This is a genomic window from Marinomonas epiphytica (genome assembly GCF_054780655.1).
Genome location: NZ_BAAGVX010000038.1, coordinates 66076 through 82193, shown reverse-complemented (window position 1 = coordinate 82193; position 16118 = coordinate 66076). Strand labels below are relative to the sequence as shown.

The 16118-nt window shown below is 42.9% G+C and carries 19 protein-coding genes; 12 read left to right on the top strand and 7 right to left on the bottom strand.

All coding sequences use genetic code 11. The features are described 5' to 3' along the window. The first annotated feature begins 5 nt into the window (after positions 1–5). On the top strand, positions 6–944 hold the full coding sequence (locus tag ACYVGZ_RS12790) for a patatin-like phospholipase family protein (protein ID WP_460756220.1): 939 nt from the start codon (positions 6–8) through the stop codon (positions 942–944). 47 nt (positions 945–991) lie between these two features. Here ACYVGZ_RS12790 and ACYVGZ_RS12785 read toward each other — a convergent pair whose 3' ends face one another. Both ACYVGZ_RS12785 and ACYVGZ_RS12780 read right to left on the bottom strand, forming a co-directional pair. Further along, positions 992–1279 (bottom strand): putative quinol monooxygenase, encoded by a 288-nt coding sequence (locus tag ACYVGZ_RS12785; protein WP_460756217.1) that lies wholly within the window; start codon positions 1277–1279, stop codon positions 992–994. Further along, positions 1272–1511 carry a DUF2798 domain-containing protein gene (locus ACYVGZ_RS12780; RefSeq protein ID WP_460756214.1) on the bottom strand — a complete coding sequence of 80 codons (240 nt, stop codon included), beginning with the start codon at positions 1509–1511 and terminating at the stop codon, positions 1272–1274. Before ACYVGZ_RS12780 ends, ACYVGZ_RS12785 begins: the two co-directional genes overlap by 8 nt. An 86-nt stretch (positions 1512–1597) precedes the next feature. Here ACYVGZ_RS12780 and ACYVGZ_RS12775 point away from each other — a divergent pair, with 86 nt between their 5' ends. After that, positions 1598–2455: a LysR family transcriptional regulator gene (locus ACYVGZ_RS12775; protein WP_460756212.1), complete on the top strand. Its 858-nt coding sequence runs from the start codon at positions 1598–1600 to the stop codon at positions 2453–2455. A gap of 158 nt (positions 2456–2613) precedes the next feature. Here the strand turns inward: ACYVGZ_RS12775 and hepT are convergent, their stop codons facing one another. From hepT to fic, 3 genes are all read right to left on the bottom strand, one after another. Continuing rightward, complete coding sequence (gene hepT, locus ACYVGZ_RS12770) at positions 2614–3018, bottom strand: type VII toxin-antitoxin system HepT family RNase toxin (RefSeq protein ID WP_460756209.1); 405 nt, start codon at positions 3016–3018, stop codon at positions 2614–2616. Further along, on the bottom strand, positions 3015–3392 hold the full coding sequence (gene mntA, locus ACYVGZ_RS12765) for a type VII toxin-antitoxin system MntA family adenylyltransferase antitoxin (protein WP_460756207.1): 378 nt from the start codon (positions 3390–3392) through the stop codon (positions 3015–3017). Before mntA ends, hepT begins: the two co-directional genes overlap by 4 nt. A 322-nt stretch (positions 3393–3714) precedes the next feature. Further along, positions 3715–4818, bottom strand: a complete 1104-nt coding sequence (fic, locus tag ACYVGZ_RS12760) for a protein adenylyltransferase Fic (protein WP_460756204.1) — start codon at positions 4816–4818, stop codon at positions 3715–3717. 781 nt (positions 4819–5599) lie between these two features. Here fic and ACYVGZ_RS12755 point away from each other — a divergent pair. The 6 genes from ACYVGZ_RS12755 to ACYVGZ_RS12730 all read left to right on the top strand — a co-directional run bounded on the left by ACYVGZ_RS12755 (position 5600) and on the right by ACYVGZ_RS12730 (position 11010). Beyond that, the gene (locus ACYVGZ_RS12755) at positions 5600–5842 is read left to right on the top strand and encodes an HVO_A0114 family putative DNA-binding protein (protein WP_460756202.1); all 243 of its coding nucleotides are present in this window, start codon (positions 5600–5602) and stop codon (positions 5840–5842) included. Between the two features lie 99 nt (positions 5843–5941). Next, positions 5942–9082 carry a DUF3427 domain-containing protein gene (locus tag ACYVGZ_RS12750; RefSeq protein WP_460756198.1) on the top strand — a complete coding sequence of 1047 codons (3141 nt, stop codon included), beginning with the start codon at positions 5942–5944 and terminating at the stop codon, positions 9080–9082. Between the two features lie 5 nt (positions 9083–9087). Further along, positions 9088–9537: a hypothetical protein gene (locus ACYVGZ_RS12745; protein ID WP_460756196.1), complete on the top strand. Its 450-nt coding sequence runs from the start codon at positions 9088–9090 to the stop codon at positions 9535–9537. A 50-nt stretch (positions 9538–9587) separates the two neighbouring features. Beyond that, positions 9588–10019: a hypothetical protein gene (locus ACYVGZ_RS12740; RefSeq protein WP_460756193.1), complete on the top strand. Its 432-nt coding sequence runs from the start codon at positions 9588–9590 to the stop codon at positions 10017–10019. A 9-nt stretch (positions 10020–10028) separates the two neighbouring features. Further along, the gene (locus tag ACYVGZ_RS12735) at positions 10029–10556 is read left to right on the top strand and encodes a type II toxin-antitoxin system MqsA family antitoxin (protein ID WP_460756190.1); all 528 of its coding nucleotides are present in this window, start codon (positions 10029–10031) and stop codon (positions 10554–10556) included. Beyond that, the gene (locus ACYVGZ_RS12730) at positions 10549–11010 is read left to right on the top strand and encodes a hypothetical protein (RefSeq protein ID WP_460756187.1); all 462 of its coding nucleotides are present in this window, start codon (positions 10549–10551) and stop codon (positions 11008–11010) included. The genes ACYVGZ_RS12735 and ACYVGZ_RS12730 overlap by 8 nt, the downstream gene beginning before the upstream one ends. A gap of 148 nt (positions 11011–11158) precedes the next feature. Here the strand turns inward: ACYVGZ_RS12730 and ACYVGZ_RS12725 are convergent, their stop codons facing one another. Continuing rightward, on the bottom strand, positions 11159–11398 hold the full coding sequence (locus ACYVGZ_RS12725; protein ID WP_460756184.1) for a hypothetical protein: 240 nt from the start codon (positions 11396–11398) through the stop codon (positions 11159–11161). A gap of 191 nt (positions 11399–11589) precedes the next feature. Here ACYVGZ_RS12725 and ACYVGZ_RS12720 point away from each other — a divergent pair, with 191 nt between their 5' ends. Both ACYVGZ_RS12720 and ACYVGZ_RS12715 read left to right on the top strand, forming a co-directional pair. Next, positions 11590–11901 carry a helix-turn-helix domain-containing protein gene (locus tag ACYVGZ_RS12720; RefSeq protein ID WP_460756181.1) on the top strand — a complete coding sequence of 104 codons (312 nt, stop codon included), beginning with the start codon at positions 11590–11592 and terminating at the stop codon, positions 11899–11901. Further along, complete coding sequence (locus ACYVGZ_RS12715; protein ID WP_460756178.1) at positions 11894–13108, top strand: type II toxin-antitoxin system HipA family toxin; 1215 nt, start codon at positions 11894–11896, stop codon at positions 13106–13108. Before ACYVGZ_RS12720 ends, ACYVGZ_RS12715 begins: the two co-directional genes overlap by 8 nt. A 287-nt stretch (positions 13109–13395) precedes the next feature. Here ACYVGZ_RS12715 and ACYVGZ_RS12710 read toward each other — a convergent pair whose 3' ends face one another. Continuing rightward, complete coding sequence (locus ACYVGZ_RS12710) at positions 13396–14262, bottom strand: YicC/YloC family endoribonuclease (RefSeq protein ID WP_460756175.1); 867 nt, start codon at positions 14260–14262, stop codon at positions 13396–13398. 142 nt (positions 14263–14404) lie between these two features. On the opposite strand from ACYVGZ_RS12710, the gene rph reads away from it, so the two are divergent. Next, positions 14405–15124 carry a ribonuclease PH gene (gene rph, locus ACYVGZ_RS12705; protein ID WP_460756172.1) on the top strand — a complete coding sequence of 240 codons (720 nt, stop codon included), beginning with the start codon at positions 14405–14407 and terminating at the stop codon, positions 15122–15124. Positions 15125–15349: 225 nt separating this feature from the next. Next, on the top strand, positions 15350–16111 hold the full coding sequence (locus ACYVGZ_RS12700; RefSeq protein ID WP_460756169.1) for a substrate-binding periplasmic protein: 762 nt from the start codon (positions 15350–15352) through the stop codon (positions 16109–16111). Positions 16112–16118: the final 7 nt, after the last annotated feature.

The following is a 16118-nucleotide window of genomic DNA, read 5'->3' as shown; positions in this document are numbered from 1 at the left end:
AGTCTATGAAGAAACAGTATATTTTTCTCGTTTTGCTATCAATAATATTGCATGGTTGTGCCCGCAGTAACCAGTACCAAGACCTAGAGCTGGTGAGCAAAAATGATGCTCAGTTTGAGCCTTGGCAAAACCACTCTCTTGCTATTGCCTTCGGAGGGGGCGGTGTACGTGGCTATATGCATTTGGGAGTTATAAAAGCGTTAGAAGAAAATCAAATAAAAGCAGATTTGGTCACTGGGTCCTCTGCAGGCTCTGTTGCGGCGACCTTGTATGCCTCGGGTCAGCCCTATGAAGAATTAGAAATCATCATAGACGATTTGAATGAGCTAGCTATTACAGATTTTGTGATTTCTCGGCGTGGAATTGTGAATGGACAAAAGCTTGCTGAGTGGGTTAATCAGTCGGTTCCGCAACAACAGCTTTCGCAAATGCCGATACCCATTGGTATTACAGCCACAGACATGACCGACTTTAAATCTATCTTGATACGCGATGGTAACCCAGGGCAAGCCGTACAGACCTCGTCGACCATTCCTGGAGCTTTTATCCCGGTTGAGCATAACGACCATTTACTTGTAGATGGTGGTGTTTTACATGTGGTTCCCGTTGAGTATGCCAGATCGATGGGGGCAGACATTGTGATAGCGGTAGACATATATTGTGGTAATCAACCTTCAGCAGAAGTGACGTCCATGAAAATGCAATTAGCCGCCTTTCGTTTACTGGCTTGTCGGTTGAGTGAACCCGAGATTCAGAGCGCAGATATTCTTGTGCGGCCAAACTATGAACCTGCCGAGGCGGGGCTGTTTTCAGACAAAAGTGCAGCGATTCAAGCCGGTTATGATGCCATGATGGCGCAAATGCCCCAGCTAAAACAAAAGCTAAAGCAATCGCTATTGTTAGGAGACAAAACTTCACTTAATTGGAAAAAGCTTGAGCTTTAAGAAAAATGGCGGTGTTCATCACCGCCATACATTATTTCTATACTGTTTTATACTTTGATCGGATCGAGTTTGTGAATTTCTGGCTCTTTTTCCAAAGCATTCTGATAAAAATAAAAGACCTCTGCAATGTAAGGCTGAGCATAGTGCTCATCAAGGGCTGCTTGATCTGTCCAGGTTTCAACTAAAACAAGTTGGCCTGTTGCTTTGCTTTCATACAATTCGAAACGCAGGCACCCTGGCTCCTCAGTGGTGGGTAATAGAATGCTTTTAAGCCTATCTCGGCTTTCTTCATAAAGCTCTTTTTTGGGTGTAATAAATGCCACAATATTAAGCATTGCTTTTCTCCTTTTGGGGTATGAATTTTTTGGTTAAATGTTTTGAAATAGCCATCATTGGAGGGCTTAAAAGGTAGGCAGCAGTAAAAGAAGCTGGCCAAGCATTGATAAAAGCGATGCCCCATCGGTGCATAAAATCTTCTGGCATCCCTAGGTTGATATAAGTGACCCATGCCGACACAAGGGCGGACATTGAGCCTGAAAAAAGGACGGTGAAAATTAGTCTTGTCATAAGGTCTCCTCCTGTCTGTATACTGTACGTAGCCCTCGTGTTGTCTGCTATACGAGCTTTGGAAAACTAAGATTGCGGAAAACCTCATGCTGGATGACTTTTTAATATTTGTTGAAGTCGCTCGTCGGGGCAGTTATTCAAAAGCGGCCCATGATCTAAAAATCACCGCGCCCACTTTGTCGAAGCGCATCTTATTGCTGGAAGAAAAATTAGGGGAGTCCTTGCTGATACGGTCTTCTAGGGGGGTCAAACTGACCAGTTTTGGCAAGGAGTTGTTTGAACAGTTTGGTGATACCACATTAAACCTTCATCAAGCCGTGAACCAAAGTTCCAAAAAAGTAGCCATGTCTTTTGTGCTTCATTGCCCACAAAACTTAGTGACAGGGCAGTTGTATCCCGCTATTGAAGCTTTTTTACGAAAGCAAAGTGGTCTAGACGTAGTTGTGGAGTCGGCGAACGCTAATGTACTTTTGAGCCAGACGTCGTTTGACTTAGCTATACGTGTGGGGGAGCAAAAAGACTCATCTTTCTACCAAAAAAGAATCGCAGATATTGCGGTTTGTTTGGTCTCAAGGCGGGATTGTAAAAATCGAGATAGGCTAATCATGCCTTATTCAAACACCCAGTTTCCAGGCGCTGCCTTATTACAAATTGAGCAACAGTACAGTAATAAAACCCTTGCCAATGATATTACATTAGTGCGCAAGTTGGTGGCTTCTGGGGCGGGCGTTGGCTTGCTACCCATGACAGAAATAGCCGACTTGCAAACTGAGCTGCCAGGAAAAATTCAATACGACTCAGAGCGTATCTTCACTCGACCTGTTTACGCATTATGGCCGAACAAATCCAAACCGCCCACCTTAGTGCAAGACTTGATTAAATGTGTGGAAGAATGTGTGAAAGCAACGCTAGCATTACAAGGCGGCTTGATTGATTTAGGTTGAGCCGACTCGTTAAAAATAGAAAAATGCATGCTTGCAAGAAGTAAAAAAACACGCCGCTTCGTAGAAGCGGGCTTTAATCGCTTGGGTTTCGTATTACTAGAAAAGCCTTTGCCATTCTAAAAAACTGAAAACATTTCCGAATTAAGTTGATCGAAACCCTAAGTTTTCTTAATGGTAGTAACAAATTCTTCAAATTCACCTAGCCGGTGCTCGATCACATGCTTAACAATTTCTAAGTTAAGTGTTTGGTAGTCGTGAACGGCAATATTGCGAAGACCAACCATCTTTTGTAAATTTTCAGCCAGCAGTGGAGAAATAAATCCGGCTTTTTTTAATAGTTCAAAACTGTCACGTCCGCTTTGGGGAATACCTGTTCGGTGTTGTTTGTTAATGATATTGGCAACATCAATGCTGGCTTCGCAAGCTCGCTGTAAATTAAGGATAACGGAATCTTGGCTTGTGTAGTCACTATCAAAGTGATCTTTTGATTGTTCATATACCTCTTTAATTCGCTTAATACAGCGCTCAATAGTGGCAAATTTATTAATAATGGCATCATTCATTTCGTATATTCCTGCAAAATTTCGGCTCTCTCATCGTTAAGGTGTTGATACATGGAGAGTACTTGCATTTCAAATTGGCAGCATGTTGTTTCGTCACCATAGATAAGTTCGCCATGCTGTATCACTTGATTCTGCATAACTGTAGAAGCAGATAGAAGGTCAACTAAATCAATATCTTTATTTAACTTTATCGCAAGAGATTCTTGCAGGTCGAAGCGTTTTACAGGAGCTACTTTTCTGTCTAAAAGAATAGCGATATCAATATCGCTGTTGCTGTTAGCATGGCCGCTTGCCTGTGAGCCAAATAGATAAATCAGTCTAACGTCTGGCAGGAGTAAAAGCGTTTCTTGTATAAGCTTCTCTTTTAGCATCATGTCTGATTCACCTTGAATTTAGTCAATTGACTTTGCCTCAAGTCGAAGAGGTTTTAAAAATATGACCCAATATTCTGAATCTGCTCATTGAGCAGCGGACTAGATCCTAACAAACTCAATGATTTACCGAAAAGAAATCGTTCAAAAATGCCTGTTTGCCCACCAAACTGCCCACCACTTGCTTATGGCTTTTACTAAATCTTAGTGGTTGGCAATGGAAAACAGTGCCGTTTTTACGCTGCTGCTAGGGTTTAAAAATAGCAGTTTTGAAGGGCTTTATCGAGCACGATGTTCCGTCAACATAGCTTTGCCATTTTTACGCTCAAAATGCGTTGATACTATTACTATCTTTTGTCATTAACGTCATCAATCGCGGGTGTACAAATAATTTTTCCTTACCGGAATTTATTTCTTGCAGCACACCAATATCCGCTAACTGTTTTAAATACGTTGAAGCAGTTTGGCGTTTTGCAATGTCACGTTCAACTAGATTATTGATACGGCAGTAGGGTTGTTCAAAAATAAGCTGAACTAGCTCATAGCTATATATTTTAGGAAGCTGTGCTTTTATGTAATCGGTTGTACTTTCCATAAGTGCCCTAATCGCTGTGATCTTATCACTAGTCCATATGGCAGTTTGCTCGACACCTTTTAGCATAAATAACAGCCAATCTTCCCAATTCTGATCTTTGGTCACTTGGTTCAATAGGCGATAATAGTCTTGTTTGTTATGAACGATGAAACGGCTTAAGTACAAAATAGGTAGTGTTAAAAGACCGCACTCAATAAGATACAAAACATTTAAAATACGTCCTGTTCGACCATTCCCATCATAAAATGGATGTATAGCTTCAAATTGATAATGGCTAACAGCCATCTTAATTAATGGATCTATATCATCGTCTTCATGAAGAAATCGCTCCCAGTTAGTTAACAAGTCGCGGATAACGCTCTCTCCCGCAGGCGGGGTATAGATAATTTCTCCAGTCGTCTGGTTGCCTATAAAAGCCTCCGGTACTTTACGAATATCCATTTCAGAGTGCTTTAACCTACTACATACTTCAATGGCAGTCGCTGTGCAAAGCGGCTTTCTTTCAAGTTGTATATAACCTTGATATAACGCTGTTCTGTAGCGTAAAGCTTCCTTTGTTGCATGATCAGCGCCTTTATCTTCTAGCGCATACTGAAAAAGCTTATCGGTAGTGGTGACGATATTTTCAATTTCTGAACTGTCTTTTGCTTCCAGCAAGGGAAATAAGTTAATTAGCATGCTTTGGTTAGGTATGAGTTCCCCTGCCTTTTTTAATTCTGCTACAGCGGCGCGTGCAGAAATACAGGCTTTCAGAACGGCCTTCGTTTCTATGGAATTTAGATTTGGCGGTAATGTGGGTAATTGGTTGTAAGGCTGCTCTGCTTGCCAGGTCATGTTTAAATTTCCATTTTATATCGACATATCAATTTTATATGTCGATTTTTTTTCTTTATTTCGACATAAGTTTTTTATGTGTCGATACACTCAACATATCAACTCTTAATCCAAACGACTCACCGATACAGGGATTTGAGTAGGGAGCTTCAAAGCAGCACACTATTCCTTGGGCATCTGGGGCAGTCTGGGCAAAGCCTTAGTTCACGCCACTTAAGCACACACTAACCCTGCCCACAGAGCATTTATTGTTTTGGGCACTATCTACAAACTGAGGCAAGTAGCGACCTGTACCCTCAAAAAGCTGCACGATCTGGGCATTTATTTGCCTACTGCGTCCGTTTAACTCTTTAATAATAGCAGGGCAAACTCCTAAGAGAACTTAACAGATCAGTGAGGCTTATTTGGGAAAACATAGTAACGATGAACCTAACCACAGAATTACCCACAAACTCAGTACACCCAGCACGTCAGCAGCGGATTAGCGTTTGACCGAAGTGAGAAGAGAAAAGCGCGTGCTCGTTTACGTCTAACGGTCGGCAGTTAACATGAATACCCAGCGAGACTTGAGGTTCAACAAAGATAATATCGCTTGAGTACTTTCTGAATACGGTGAGCGATATCAACCTAAACGGGAAATATCCTTGCGGCCTTATCAGTAGTTGATAAGATGTAAGGTTATGTATAATCGTACAGTCTTTTTGTTGACCAATCGCTGTTTTATCTACTTGCTAGGGAATCTAGTGAGCAAAGAATTCGAGTAAGCTATGCGAGTAAAGCAATGAAAAACGCAAAACAATCGCGCTGCTTGATTGGGATTAATGGGCAAGCGCCCGACCCCGATTACCCCATCGATATTTGGTTCGACACCCTTAAATCAGTGGCCATTGTGCTGTCGAAAGAAAACCGGCAGTTGTTAAAAGTAATTGCCGAGCAACAACCGCAATCGGTAACTGAGTTGGCAACGCTTACCGGTCGAGCAATCAGTAATGTGTTGAGAACACTGAAGACATTGGGCAAGTAAAACTTAGTTGAAATGCGGGATCACAAAATGGATTGGCGGTAAAACTGAGGTACAAATCAATGTTGTTATTGATCCAGCCATTAGAATAAAAGGAATGTCATGCAACAAGTCGGGATTTATGAGCAGTTAATCACTAAGCTTATCTCTAGTCGTATTGATAGAGAGCGTTTCTATATCGGTGAGCGTGAACTCAGCAGTAATGAGGCTTCAGTCTGGTTGTCCCGTTTCCTGTCAAATATTCTTGAGCATGCAATAGACGCGATACCTTCAGGTGATGATCGCTTACAACATCAGATTGAATTATCTAATCAATTATTACTTTGGTTAAAAGATCAGATTCAAGACGATGGCTTTATTGAAGATAATTTGCTTCATAGCCAAGGGAAAATTCTGACCGCGTTATACGATTTAGAGAACCCTATAGCGGCTGATTTAAAGAAATATATTGAAGATATATTTCCTCTTACAGGGGTAACTCAGAGTGAGCTTTTCTGCGGAAATAATGCAGGGCTAACACTTGAGTCCGAGCTGAAACGGGAAATTCTTTCAGCGGACAAAATCTACTGGCTGGTTTCTTTCATTAAATGGGCTGGTATCCGTATTTTTCGTGAGGAGTTGGAAGCATTTACTTCTAGTGGTCGAGAGTTAAAAATTATTACCACGTCGTATATGGGAGCGACTGACGCGAAAGCGGTTGAGTATTTGGCGAGTTTGCCAAACACTGAAGTTAAGTTGAGTTACAACACAGAACGCGAGCGTTTACATGCTAAGAGTTACCTATTTTTACGTGATACGGGCTTCCATACAGGCTATATCGGTTCATCTAATCTTTCGCACTCAGCCTTAACCAACGGCCTAGAGTGGAATTTAAAAATCACATCTCAAGAAATCCCTCATATTATTAATAAATCATTAAGTACTTTCGAGACTTACTGGGCGTCCAATGATTTTGAGCACTTTAGTGGTGATGTGAACTGTAGTGAAAAGCTAAAAAAAGCCTTGAGTCAACAACGCGGCAACTATGAATCCAGCCCGTCGCATTTCTTTGATATATCCCCGTTTCCTCATCAAAGTGACATTTTAGAACAACTGGCAGTTGAAAGAAGCGTTCATCAGAGGTTTCGAAATTTAGTGGTTGCGGCTACAGGCACTGGAAAAACGCTAATTTCAGCTTTTGATTTCGCACGATTCATTAAAGAGAAGCCACAAGCCAAGTTCCTGTTTGTTGCTCATCGAGAAGAGATATTAAAACAAGCCAGAGCGGCTTATCAGGGAGTTTTGAGAAACGGAGCTTTTGGTGAGTTGTGGGTCGGTGGACATACACCTGAGCACTATCGTCAACTATTTGTCTCAATTCAAACGTTAAACAATCAGCTGGATCAGCTTAATCTAACCGCTGACTATTATGACTACATTGTTATTGATGAAGTACATCATATTTCTGCTACTAGTTATCGTGCTCTGCTGGAATATTTTACACCCTCCATATTGCTCGGTCTCACCGCTACACCGGAGCGCCATGATGGGGGGGATATTCTGGCTGATTTTGGTGGTGTGATTGCAGCTGAGATTCGTCTACCAGAAGCGATCAATCGTCGCCACTTATCGCCATTCCAGTATTTTGGAATCGATGATGATACCGATCTCCGCAGCATATCTTGGAGTCGAGGGCGCTATGATATTGCTCAGCTGACTAGCCTTTACACCCACAACCAAGCGCGCTTCGACAAAATTTTACAGAGTATGCAGGAGATACTGACAGACATTAGTAGAATGAAAGCATTGGCTTTCTGCGTAAGTAAAGAGCACGCTCAATACATGGCTCAACAGTTATTGCTTAAAGGCATTAAAGCGGATGTATTGACCAGTGACAATAGTCACGATAGACAGCAAAAGCAGCAGGCTATTCGTTCGGGAAGCATCAATATTCTTTGCGTTGTCGATATTTTTAATGAAGGAGTCGATATCCCAGAGGTAGATACATTGTTGTTTTTAAGGCCAACAGAAAGTCTAACGATTTTCTTGCAGCAGCTTGGTCGAGGTCTGCGCTTAGCTGAGGGAAAAGAGTGTTGTACCGTGTTAGATTTTGTTGGTAACTCACGCCCTGAATATGATTTTTCGAATAAATTCCGAGCCTTGGTGGGGAAAAGTAATCAAGCCATTGGTGATGAGATAAAGCAAGGGTTTCCTCATGCCCCACTAGGTTGCCGAATTGAATTAAGTAAACGCACTCAAGAAATGGTGTTGAGTAACATTCGCCAAGCTTCGTTAACATTGACGCGTCTAGTCGCAATGATTCGTCAATATCCTCAGCATTCTAACCTGCCATTAACATTATCGAATTTTATAGCCCTAAACCCTCATATCGACTTGAATGAGCTCTATAAGCGAGGGAGTTGGTCGCAGCTTGTTCAAAGAGCCAAAGACGAAATCCGCGAAAGTTCGTCAGATGAAAGTCTACTGAAAGTGCTTAGAAAAGCTATCTACAACAGAATCCTGACTTGTGATGATCATGTCTATTTAAGTTTCTTAAAACAACTTTGCCAAAAAAACTTTGTTATTGAGAATGTGAACGACCGACAGGCTTTGATGTGCCATTACGACTTTTGGCAAAAAGTAGGGGCGGAGTGTGGGTTTGAATCACTTGAACGTAGTTTATCTCAATTGAACTATCCTGATTTAAAATCAGAATTAATAGATGTGCTTAATTGGCAGCTTTCACAAACCAAGCATGAGCAACTAGCAATATATGGTTTGCCTGATGTTCCATTGAGGTTGCATGCGCGCTATGCAAGAGAGCAAATATTAGTGGCATTTGGTGCAATAACGTTTGCAGTGAAGCCGCCGGCTCGTGAAGGTGTATTTGTGATACAAGAGCAAAATATAGAACTCATGTTTGTCACCTTAGATAAAAATGAAAAGCAGTTCTCACCAACCACCATGTACCACGATTACGCAATAAATGAGCGACTCTTCCATTGGCAGTCGCAAAACAGTGCAAGACCAGATCGTGGACGAGGTTTGGACTACGTACAGCATCAAAAAATAGCCAAACGTTTATTTCTTTTTGTTCGTGAGCAAACCAAAGACGAATATGGTCGAACCATGGGCTTTGTTAATTATGGTGAAGTGGAATATGTATCACACACAGGCTCTCAACCTATGAATATTACCTGGAAACTAAAGCAGCCTATGCCGAATTTTATGTGGCAACAAGCTGCTAAATTAGCGGTAGGCTAGTTGATATGACAGTGGCATTGGGTGGGCAACGTGGTCGTGATAATGGCTACTTTGAACAATTTGAGCAAGGAACAGCGCAGTGGTATCACCTGCCGCAAAGCACGTTTTTGCAGAAATTTAAGCAGCATATTGCCGAGGAAATTCGCTATTTAGCGTTGGCGTCTACCTCAGACACTCAAAGCTCAACCAAGCAAATTGACAAACTTTGGCCGGTTAAACGAGTCACCGTGTTACCACGCTACGCCATTACCGAAGATCAAGCGGGTAAGAAGTCAGGTTCTGCTGATTTGTATTATTTATTTGAGCTTGGCAAACCGCTATCACTACAAACGCCAGTGACCAACGTGCCGCACCGCCCAATGAAAAACTCGATGAAACTCACAACCTTAACTCGCCTAGAGAGCGTCACTAAGTTTGCCGAGGTTGAAAAAGTGTACGAAGCGGCAATGGTGTGAGGCTAAATGTTCAACTTTAACTGGATTAAATTACCATTATGGTAAATAATGTGATAAATGTAAGCGCCTATATTGATGAGCAGCCACCTAATGAAGTTGGCAGTGACAGAATCTATATCGCAGAAGGGCCTCTTTATTCATCAGAGTTGGTTATGGCATTGCTCTCAACCGCTGGTGACAACACTAAGCTATTGACTGAACGTTGTAGAAAAGATGTTCAGACAATGGGATTCGATATTGATGATGTTAAACAGCTAGTTTGTGCCGCTCTGAGTTCAGGAAGTTACCTAAAATCAGAATGGTGTATAGTTGGTCAAACTGATAAGGCTATTTCTTGGGCTGCATGTGATAGTTATCGGCTGTTTAGAAATGAATGGGTGGAGTATGCGCATAAAGAAATGCGCTACGAATACTATGTGAAATTTGCGATAGGCAAGACAGGTAAATTGTTATTACTGGTTTCTTGTCATTTGTCGCGCTGAGGATATGTGATGAATAGTCAAACTTGTCCACTTTGTGAGATGGGCCAATTAACTCTCCATACCGAGAGGGTTACAGTTGAGCATTTAGGTCAGCAAGGCCAAATTGACAGCCAGTATGCAGTGTGTGATTGCTGCGGCAGTGAACAGGCTGGTACTGCTGAAGCTCGCTTTAACAAGCGTGCAATGATTGCTTTTAAAAAGCAGGTGCAAGGCTTGTTAACGGGTAATGAACTCCAGGTCTTGCGTAAACGCTGGGGCTTAAAACAGGCTGATGCTGCAAAAGTGTTTGGTGGTGGCCCTGTTGCGTTTTCCAAGTACGAATCAGACGATGTGATGCAATCAGACGCAATGGATAAACTGCTCCGTTTAGCGGCGGAAGTGCCGGCTGCTTTAGATAAGTTAATGTTGGATGCGGGTGTTGAGCGTAATATCCAGACAAGCTGGAAAAATGTAGCTGTAGTGGATTTTTCATCTACTGCTCGAAAGACGAGAATTGTTGCATCGCACGAACTCGAACTAGAGGCGTGTTATGGTTAAAAAAGTATCAAAATCGTTACAACAGGCTATTGATGCTTTAGTGATACAGGATGTATACGTTAAATCGTGCCAAGCTAAGTGTGTTGAAGACTTTGACCCAAAATCCACGGAAATTGAAGCATTGTTAGTGCAACAAATGCATGTTGTTCTTCGAAGTGAATTGATCGATATTGATGGCGATGGCCATCTGGTACGCATTTATATCCGTTTGGGGACTCGTTGGGTGAATCCTAAGGAAAATGGCGATCCTGATATTAAAGCCTTTGTTGAAGCAGACTTTATTGCAGAATACCAAGTCGCAGCAGAACTAGAGCAGGAATCGATTGATGAATTTGCACTGAAAAATGCTAGCTACCATGTTTGGCCTTATTGGCGCGAGTTCTTAAGTACTCAATGTGAACGACTGCGTTTGCCAAGGGTTGTTTTACCAACTGTGCAATTTAGCAAACAGTAACTAAAAAGCGACATCAAATAATATCGAGCTATTTCGCGCTTTTGATATTAAAATCGCATCAACAACACCCCTCCCGCTACCCGTCTGAACAGCGCCCTGTGAGGGGTTACTCTTTTTTCAGGCTTCTAATTTTTGGTGCCGTAATGAGTTATGGCACCATATTCGCTTTCAACCACACATTATTCTCCGGCCCACAAAGGTGGTGCAGCAGCGCTAGGTTAATCTGGTGGCTGATCATGTTGCCGTTTCGTTTTCCGTTGTCTTTTCTTAAACCACTCAGTAATAACCCCATGCACGATTTACCCATTTGCTCTGGCGAACTGGGCAGGCAAAAAGCTCGGTTTTGTTGCTCGGGGTGCAAGGTAGCGCGCTTTCCTGTTTTAGACAAAGGCGAAATGCATGGGGAAGTGTGTCCAAACTGCCCATGGTAAGTGAGCTCGCGCGTTATGATTTATCTATAACCACATATCGATAAGCGCTTTGTGATATATAATAGCTAATCATTCTTGTATTTTTGAGATTAGATTGATATGTTTTTGCATATAATTATTCCTAATTGATGCATTAAGGCGTATCGAAATGAGCTATGTAACAGAGCAGATACTAGAAAGCCTACGGGAAGCTCGAGTACGCAAGGGGTTTAGCCAAAGAGAGTTAAGCGCGCGTTCGGGGGTGCCCCAAAGTCATATTTCGAAAATCGAGTCTGGCGGCGTTGATTTAAGGCTGTCCAGTCTGATTGCACTTGCCCGAGTACTCGATCTAGAGCTATTGGTTGCGCCTAAAAAGTCAGTTCCTGCCATCAAGTCGATCATTCGAAGCAGTCAAGGGATCAGCTATGAAGGTGAGCAAATCTCGCCCGCATATCAGCTAGAGGAAGGCGACGATGACTAGTTATGTTTCTACGCTCAAAGTTTTACTCTACGGTGAACCCATCGCAACGATCACTAACGTGGGCAATGACAGAACGCTATTTGCCTTTATGGATTCGTACATTAATGACGAATCACGGCCTGTATTAGGGCTGGGTTTTAAAGATTCGCTAGGAGGCTTGCTGACCAACTTTAAACCGACCCAGACCAAGTTAACTCCGTTTTTTTCTAACCTTTTGCCAGAAGAAACCATGCGCAACTACCTAGCAGAGCGTGCAGGAGTGACCCCCGCGCGAGAATTTTTTCTATTGTGGGTGTTAGGGCAGGATTTAGCTGGTGCGATCACGGTTGAATCCGCTGATGGTGAAGCACTCCCGCCAAATGTGCATCAAGGTATAGATGATGACACGAAATCTGAAGCCCCAATGCGCTTTTCACTAGCGGGTGTACAGTTAAAGTTTTCAGCCGTACAACAGGCAAACGGTGGTTTGACTATTCCAGCAACCGGTCAAGGCGGCTCTTGGATTGTAAAATTGCCATCGTCTCGATTTGACGCTGTGCCAGAAAATGAATATTCGATGATGGAATTGGCTCGAATGTTGGGAATGGATGTGCCAGAAACGCAGCTACTCCCGATTAACCAGATTGCTAATATCCCAGATGGTATTGGCAAATTTGGTGACAGTGCGTTTGTGATCAAGCGTTTTGATCGTGCAGGTGATCAAACCGTACATATTGAAGATTTTGCGCAAGTTTTTGGTGTTTATCCTCAAGATAAATACAAAAAAGCCAGTATGCGCAATATTGCTCAGGTTATCGGTATCGAAGGTCAAGACGAAGACATTGCAGAATTTACCCGTCGATTGGTGTTCAATACCCTAATTGGCAATGCGGATATGCATTTGAAAAATTGGTCTTTGATTTACAAAGACAAGCGCACCGCATCCATTGCACCTGCTTATGACTTTGTCTCGACCATTCCTTATATACCCGATGATAGTGCATCGCTGAAGGTGAGTCGTAGTAAGAAATTCAGTGACTTCACACTGGATGAGTTATCGCATTTAGCGGCTAAAGCCATGCTACCAGAAAAATTGGTATTAGATACTGCCAAGCAAACCGTAGCTGGTTTTCATGAGGTATGGGCGAAAGAAAAAGCGCATTTACCCCTTACCCGATCGATGATTGAAGCAATCGAAACACATTTGCGAAGCATATCGCTACGCTAAAATGAGAACCGACGCGTACTGAAATGCAGAGGCGTCAGTCATACTGGCTTAAAGGTTACGATGGGTGGTTTGTTTTGTTTCTTGAAGGCCCCGAACTGAAGACTAAGTTCTCGTGAACTTTGAGATTGAGCCCAGCTTAGCTACCGCAAGCTTAAACTCCCTGCTGTGTGTAGATATAAAAAGACTCCCAGTAATTGGATAGTCCAACTATTGGGGTCACTTCATTCTTCACAAGGTAATACAGGGCTTTAAGACATTCTTGAACGGGTAACTTTCTACCTAGGAACCTATTCAATATTCTGAATCTGCTCCCTCATCTGCTCGATCAACACTTTCAATTCCACGGCGCTTTGGGTTGTTTCTACGACAATGGATTTAGACGATAAGGTGTTGGCTTCGCGGTTGAGTTCTTGCATTAGGAAGTCTAGGCGGCGGCCAATGGGGCCTTTTTGTTTAAGCTGACGGCGCACTTCTTTGGTGTGCGTCGCTAGGCGATCCAGTTCTTCGGCTACGTCGGCTTTTTGTGCCAGCAAGACGATTTCGGCTTCTACCCGCATTGGGTCGAGATCCACTTTAGCGGCTTCTAGCTTTTCTTGTAGATTCGCTTTTTGTGCAGCGATGATCTCCGGCAGTTTGCTTTGTACTTCTTCAACTATGGCGTCAATGGCATCTAGGCGTTGTTCAATAATGGTTACTAGCTGCTCGCCTTCTCTTAGGCGCATGTCAATCAACTCATCAACGCTCTTTTGGAAGAGTTCTTTGACGGCGTTTTTCATGATCTCTGCGTCTGTGCCTGTGTCGGTCAGGATGCCGGGCCACTTTAAAATATCGAGTGGGTTAGCAGGGTTAAGGTCTTTGAACCAAGTGCCTAGTGTGTCTACGGCATTGGCAAGGGCTTGGGCGTTGTCTGTGTTGATGTTTAGGCTGGTGGCGGCTTTGTCGACCGCTTGGAAACGCAGTTGGCATTCTAATTTGCCGCGATTAAGTTTTTTACGCAGCACATCACGAAAGGCAAATTCCAATTCACGGAAGTTGTCGGGCAAGCGAAAGTTTGGCTCTAAATAACGCTGGTTGACTGAGCGGACTTCCCAGCTAATGGTGCCCCAGTCGTAAGTGGCTTCTTGGCGGGAAAATGCGGTCATGCTTGCTGTCATTGGGTTACCTATTAAAAATAATGAAATTAGATCAATCAAATTGCCTGTAGTGTAACAGTTTCTTCGCTGACGGTGGCATATGCTCCATAGGGTTCGTTATAATTGCGTCTTTAAAAGGTTAATTACAGTAGAGAGTATAAATATGCGCCCAAGCGGAAGAGCGGTGAATCAACTACGCCCCCTTAAGATCACAAGAAACTTTACTAAACATGCAGAAGGTTCAGTATTGATCGAATGTGGAGACACGAAAGTGATTTGTACAGCGACTGTGGTACCAGGCGTGCCACGCTTTTTGAAAGGAAAAGGGCAAGGTTGGATTACGGCTGAATACGGTATGTTGCCACGTTCTACAGGTAGTCGAATGGACCGAGAAGCCGCTCGCGGTAAGCAGGGTGGCCGAACAGTAGAAATTCAGCGCTTAATTGGTCGCTCTCTACGTGCAGCGGTAGATCTAAAAAAATTGGGCGAAAACACCATCACTATCGACTGTGATGTTATTCAAGCCGACGGTGGTACCCGCACAGCCTCTATTACAGGTGGTTTTGTGGCCCTAGCTGATGCCATGCGAACTCTGGTAGAAAATAAAAAGATTAAAGAAAGCCCAATAGTTTCTCAAATTGCGGCGATTTCTGTCGGGGTTTATAAAGGCACACCAGTGTTGGACCTTGATTACCCTGAAGATTCTAATGCTGAAACCGACATGAACGTGATCATGAATGACAAGGGCGGCTTTATCGAGATCCAAGGAACGGCAGAAGGCGAAGCCTTTAGCGACGAACATATGATGGGTATGCTGGCTGTGGCTCGTAAAGGCATCAGTGAGATTATTGAAGCGCAACGAGCAGCGCTTTTTGAAAATTAAGTCATTGCTTTTAAGCAAAAAAAATCTAGCCGAGGCTAGATTTTTTTTGCTTAAAAGTTCGCGCCCTTGTTTGTGATGGTCTATTTTTTGCTAATACACGGTTTAGTTTTTTAAATGTTAATTTTTGTTAAAAATTTGTATATCCTGACACAGGCTTGTCATCTTTCTCTATCTTAATAGTTGGCGCGCGTTATAAGGATTCATAACAGGGGAGTGAAAAGAACTATGAAACATATCTTCGCACTATTTTTGTGCGTTTTTCCTTTTGCTGTTCTGGCCGACTCTATTATCTTGAATGTGCTCCATCAACCCCCTTATGTCATCGATAGTAGTGAATTAAGCGAAAGCTCAAAGCGTAGCAGCCCGCATCGTTTCTACGGGGTAGATGTTGAGATAGTGCGGGCTGCTTATGCCAGCCAAGGTGTTCAAGTGCAATTTAAGGATGATGCTTGGCAACGTACTTTAAGAGACGTAAAAATAGGCCGTACATTAGGTTCCTTAGCATGCCGGCATGTACCTGAACGCGAAGCGTTCGCTTGGTTCTCTGATGAAGTGGTCTCTTCTAGCTATGCTCTTATTGCCCCCCATGGCCGTGTGTTGGAAGACCGCATTGATCTGACAGAGTTTGGCCAATTTAACAGTATTAATGTGGTTCATGGGTGGTCTCAGGGGCAATACCTTGATAAAGCGGGTTTTTCTTATCGTACTGTTGGCGGGTTGGAGCAAGGGCTGAACCTTGTTGCTAACAGACCTCAAGAAGTCTTTTTTACGGAATATTTAAGCGCTCTTTATCTTGCAAACCAGTTAGGCTTAAGAAAAGAGCTGAGTTTTCACCTAGTCAAGGGAATCGATGTGGGCGGTATGGCCGTGTGTTTCTCTAAAGCTTTTCCCGAATCTAAAAAGTGGCAAGAGGTGTTAAACAAAGGATTAAAGGAAATCCGCCTTAACGGCCAATGGCAAGCGATATGGAATCGTTATGAGAGTTAATGGGTCT

What these genes read in the sequence shown, in the direction of transcription:
- ACYVGZ_RS12790 (WP_460756220.1), top strand. Translation starts at nt 6, where the DNA reads ATGAAGAAACAGTATATTTTTCTCGTTTTGCTATCAATAATATTGCAT.
- ACYVGZ_RS12785 (WP_460756217.1), bottom strand. Translation starts at nt 1,279, where the DNA reads ATGCTTAATATTGTGGCATTTATTACACCCAAAAAAGAGCTTTATGAA.
- ACYVGZ_RS12780 (WP_460756214.1), bottom strand. Translation starts at nt 1,511, where the DNA reads ATGACAAGACTAATTTTCACCGTCCTTTTTTCAGGCTCAATGTCCGCC.
- ACYVGZ_RS12775 (WP_460756212.1), top strand. Translation starts at nt 1,598, where the DNA reads ATGCTGGATGACTTTTTAATATTTGTTGAAGTCGCTCGTCGGGGCAGT.
- hepT (WP_460756209.1), bottom strand. Translation starts at nt 3,018, where the DNA reads ATGAATGATGCCATTATTAATAAATTTGCCACTATTGAGCGCTGTATT.
- mntA (WP_460756207.1), bottom strand. Translation starts at nt 3,392, where the DNA reads ATGATGCTAAAAGAGAAGCTTATACAAGAAACGCTTTTACTCCTGCCA.
- fic (WP_460756204.1), bottom strand. Translation starts at nt 4,818, where the DNA reads ATGACCTGGCAAGCAGAGCAGCCTTACAACCAATTACCCACATTACCG.
- ACYVGZ_RS12755 (WP_460756202.1), top strand. Translation starts at nt 5,600, where the DNA reads ATGAAAAACGCAAAACAATCGCGCTGCTTGATTGGGATTAATGGGCAA.
- ACYVGZ_RS12750 (WP_460756198.1), top strand. Translation starts at nt 5,942, where the DNA reads ATGCAACAAGTCGGGATTTATGAGCAGTTAATCACTAAGCTTATCTCT.
- ACYVGZ_RS12745 (WP_460756196.1), top strand. Translation starts at nt 9,088, where the DNA reads ATGACAGTGGCATTGGGTGGGCAACGTGGTCGTGATAATGGCTACTTT.
- ACYVGZ_RS12735 (WP_460756190.1), top strand. Translation starts at nt 10,029, where the DNA reads ATGAATAGTCAAACTTGTCCACTTTGTGAGATGGGCCAATTAACTCTC.
- ACYVGZ_RS12730 (WP_460756187.1), top strand. Translation starts at nt 10,549, where the DNA reads ATGGTTAAAAAAGTATCAAAATCGTTACAACAGGCTATTGATGCTTTA.
- ACYVGZ_RS12720 (WP_460756181.1), top strand. Translation starts at nt 11,590, where the DNA reads ATGAGCTATGTAACAGAGCAGATACTAGAAAGCCTACGGGAAGCTCGA.
- ACYVGZ_RS12715 (WP_460756178.1), top strand. Translation starts at nt 11,894, where the DNA reads ATGACTAGTTATGTTTCTACGCTCAAAGTTTTACTCTACGGTGAACCC.
- ACYVGZ_RS12710 (WP_460756175.1), bottom strand. Translation starts at nt 14,262, where the DNA reads ATGACAGCAAGCATGACCGCATTTTCCCGCCAAGAAGCCACTTACGAC.
- rph (WP_460756172.1), top strand. Translation starts at nt 14,405, where the DNA reads ATGCGCCCAAGCGGAAGAGCGGTGAATCAACTACGCCCCCTTAAGATC.
- ACYVGZ_RS12700 (WP_460756169.1), top strand. Translation starts at nt 15,350, where the DNA reads ATGAAACATATCTTCGCACTATTTTTGTGCGTTTTTCCTTTTGCTGTT.